We start from the raw sequence: 3004 nt of genomic DNA, 5'->3' as shown, positions 1-3004 counted from the left end.
CCCCCCCCCCCCCCCCCTCCGCGCGCCCCCCCCCCCCCGCCGTGCGCGCGGCCTGGCACACCCGCGCCCGGCCCGCGCCGCGCCCGGCCCCGCCCCTGCCCGCCCCCGCCCCGGCTCCGTCCCTGCCGATGGCCGCCGCCGGCGCGCTGCCCGGCGCGGTGGAAGGCCAGCAGCTGCCCTCGCTGGCGCCGATGCTGCAGCGGGTGATGCCGGCGGTGGTCAGCGTCCACACCAAGACCCGGGGGCGGGTGCGCACCCCGTTCTTCGACGATCCCTTCTTCCGGCGCATGTTCCCGCAGGTGCCGCAGGAGCGGATCAACGAGTCGCTGGGCTCGGGCGTGATCATCGACGCCCAGCGCGGCTATGTGCTGACCAACCACCACGTGATCGAGGGCGCGGACGACGTGTCGGTGTCGCTGGCCGACGGCCGCACCCTGACCGCCGAGTTCCTCGGCTCGGACGCCGACACCGACGTGGCCCTGATCCGGATCCCGGCCGAGAACCTGACCGAGCTGCCGCTGGGCGACAGCAACCGGCTGCAGGGGGGCGACTTCGTGGTCGCCATCGGCAACCCGTTCGGCCTGAGCCAGACCGTCCCCTCCGGCATCGTCTCGGCGGTGGGCCGCAGCGGCATCCGCGGCCTGGGCTACCAGAACTTCATCCAGACCGACGCCTCGATCAACCCGGGCAACTCCGGCGGCGCCCTGGTCAACCTGCGCGGCGAGCTGGTGGGCATCAACACCGCCTCGCTCAACCCGCGCGGCTCGATGGCCGGCAACATCGGCCTGGGCCTGGCCATTCCCTCCAACCTGGCGCGCGACGTGGTCCAGCAGCTGGTGACCACCGGCGAGGTGCGGCGCGGCACCCTGGGCGTGGACACCCAGCCGCTGGACGCGCGCCTGGCGCGCAGCCTGGGCCTGCCGGAGAACCAGCAGGGCGCCCTGGTGGCGCGGGTGCAGGCCAACTCCGGCGCCGCCGCCGCGGGCCTGCGCCCGGGCGACGTGATCGTCGAGGCCGGCGGCCAGCGCATCGCCAACCCGATGGCCCTGCACAACTTCGAGGGCCTGCAGCCGGTGGGCTCGCAGGTGCCGCTGCAGGTGCTGCGCGATGGCCGCACGATCACCCTCACCGCGACCCTGCGCGAGCAGCCGCGCAGCCTGTCCGGCGAGGCGGTCGATCCGCGCCTGGCCGGCGCCACCCTGGCCGAGCTGCCGGAGACCCTGCGCCAGTCGCGCGGCCAGGGCGTGCTGGTGGAGAAGGTCGCCAGCGGCAGCCGCGCCGCGCAGAACGGCCTGCGCCCCGGCGACGTGATCACCGCCACCAGCGCCGGGCAGGTCTCGGACCTGGCCTCGCTGCGTTCGAGCCTGGCCGAACCGCCGCGGCAGTTGGTGCTGCTGATCGAGCGGGGTAACGTGCGCGGACGGCTGGTGCTGCAGTAAGCGCCGCCCGTAACAGGCCCTACACCGCGGGCGTGGTCAGATGGCCGCGCCAATGCCGCCCCGGCATCCCCACACAGGAGAACGCAGATGACCCCGACCTCGACCGAGAACATCAAGGAAAACCTCAGCGAAGCCGGCGTGCACCTGAAGTCGGCCGCGGGCGCCGCGGGCGAGGCGCTGCGTGGCGCCGCCACCGCCGCCGGCGACGAGCTGCGCCTGGGCAAGGCCAACGTCAAGGCCGAGCTGGCCGCCACCGCGCTGTCCGGCCTGGCCGCCGCCGAGCTGGGTGGCGAGGCCGCGCGCGAGCAGGTCGACGCCCTGCTCGACAAGGGCCGCGACCTGCTGGACAGCGCCTCGGAACTGATCCGCGAGCGTCCGCTGGCCTCCTTCGGCGTGGCCTTCGCCGCCGGCTGGCTGGTGGCCGCGCTGAGCCGCCGCGACCGCTGACGGCCGCGCCGTGAGCGACGGGGAGCACGCAGGGGACGCCGGCCAGCAGGCCGGCTCGCCCCCGCCACTGGACGAGAGCCTGCGCCAGGTCGGCGCCGCCGGCCGCGAGGCCCTCGGCGCCACCGGCGACTCGCTGCGCGCCCTGCGCGCGCTGCTGTCGGCCGACATCGCCATGGCCCGCTCGGCCATGGGCCGCGCGCTGGCCTGGACCGGCGTGGCCGTGGTGTTCGGCGCCTCGGCCTGGCTGCTGGCCACCGCCGCGGCGGTGGCGCTGATGCAGCGGCTGGGTCTGTCCTGGCTCAGCGCGCTGTGCATCGCCGCCCTGTTCAACCTTGCCGTGTGCGGCCTGGCCGCCTGGCGCACCGCGCGCTTCTTCGACTACATGGGCCTGCACGCCACCCGCCGCCAGCTCACCCGGATGGGGCTGTTCCAGGAGGACGACGAGGAGGACGACGTTCCGCCCTCGCCCTCCCCCGCGCCGGCCCCGGCCCCGGCTTCCCCGGAGGCGCCACGATGAGGTTCGAACACCTGCGCCAGCGGGTGGAGCGCGCCGAGGCACGCGTGCAGCGCTCCATGGACCATGCCGAAGGCAGCCGCACCCGCCTGCGCCAGCTGTGGCGCGAGAGCTGGACCCCGACCCGGATCATGGTCGCCGGCTTCGTTTCCGGGTTCCTGATCGGTCGCGCCGAACCGCTGTCGAAGGTCGGCAGTGCGCGCTGGCTGCAGATGCTCAGCACCGCCTCGACCATGTTCGCATCGATCCGCGCCGCCTCCGCCTCGGCCACCGCCGAGGACGCAGCCGAGTCCGCGGCCGAGGGTGCCGCGTCGGCCGAGGTCGCGGCTGCAGCCGCGCCGGCTCCGGCCGCCGCCGCCGCCGAGGCGGCGGTCCCGGGCACCGGGCCGCAGACCCCTGCGTTCCCCCATCCCGGACCCGCCGGACCGGCACCCCTGCGCGACCGCGCCCCGGCTCCGGCCGAGGCCGCCACCGAAATCTCCGAGCGCTGACCGGCGCCAGCTCCCGATCCGAACCACCCCACGCCGCGCCGGCGTCCCGCCGCCCGAGGCCGCATGTCCGTCCCTGTCTCGTTTACACCTCCGACGCTGGCGACGATCTACTC

4 protein-coding genes are annotated in these 3004 nt (G+C 75.6%); all 4 read left to right on the top strand.

Annotated elements, in window-relative coordinates:
• Window positions 1-41: 41 nt before the first annotated feature.
• Window positions 42-1439: a Do family serine endopeptidase gene (locus tag CSC68_RS15710; protein ID WP_246193644.1), complete on the top strand. Its 1398-nt coding sequence runs from the start codon at window positions 42-44 to the stop codon at window positions 1437-1439.
• Window positions 1440-1526: 87 nt separating this feature from the next.
• On the top strand, window positions 1527-1886 hold the full coding sequence (locus CSC68_RS15705) for a hypothetical protein (RefSeq protein WP_162204532.1): 360 nt from the start codon (window positions 1527-1529) through the stop codon (window positions 1884-1886).
• 10 nt (window positions 1887-1896) lie between these two features.
• Window positions 1897-2403, top strand: a complete 507-nt coding sequence (locus tag CSC68_RS15700; RefSeq protein WP_162204531.1) for a phage holin family protein — start codon at window positions 1897-1899, stop codon at window positions 2401-2403.
• Entirely contained in the window at window positions 2400-2891 is a 492-nt protein-coding gene (locus tag CSC68_RS15695; protein ID WP_162204530.1) for a protein sip-5, read from the top strand. Before CSC68_RS15700 ends, CSC68_RS15695 begins: the two co-directional genes overlap by 4 nt.
• Window positions 2892-3004: the final 113 nt, after the last annotated feature.

Origin of the sequence: Pseudoxanthomonas suwonensis (genome assembly GCF_010093235.1) — a bacterium.
Taxonomy (GTDB): domain Bacteria; phylum Pseudomonadota; class Gammaproteobacteria; order Xanthomonadales; family Xanthomonadaceae; genus Pseudoxanthomonas; species Pseudoxanthomonas suwonensis.
The sequence above is the reverse complement of the archived record's forward strand: the minus strand, read 5'-3'. Positions and strand labels throughout refer to the sequence as shown.